The organism is Achromobacter sp. SIMBA_011 (assembly GCF_046535435.1).
GTDB classification, from domain to species: domain Bacteria; phylum Pseudomonadota; class Gammaproteobacteria; order Burkholderiales; family Burkholderiaceae_B; genus Achromobacter; species Achromobacter dolens.
Window position 1 is genome coordinate 1 of the sequence record NZ_JAWRWN010001292.1, and the last position, 233, is coordinate 233.

A 233-nucleotide genomic window follows, 5' to 3' on the forward strand; every position below is an offset into this window, starting at 1 on the left:
GCGGTGAGAGCGGATCGATGAGCACGATCGCCGCCGAACGCGAACCGTCGCGCAAGCGCAGCTGGCTGCCCGAGCGCAAGCACTGGGTCGGGCAGGCCGGGCTGTGGACGTTTACCGCCGCGCTGATCGCCGTGCACCAGGGCAAGGTGCTGACGCTCGCGTTCCCGGTGCTCGCCATCGCGGTCGGCGTCTGGCTGTATTTCAAGCGCCCGGCGCGCTATGTCGGCTTCATG

The 233-nt window shown here is 69.1% G+C and carries 1 pseudogene; it reads left to right on the forward strand.

Annotated features, from left to right (window positions below):
* Window positions 1–17: 17 nt before the first annotated feature.
* A pseudogene (locus SB816_RS35240) lies at window positions 18–233 on the forward strand (glucose-6-phosphate isomerase); the annotation flags it as partial.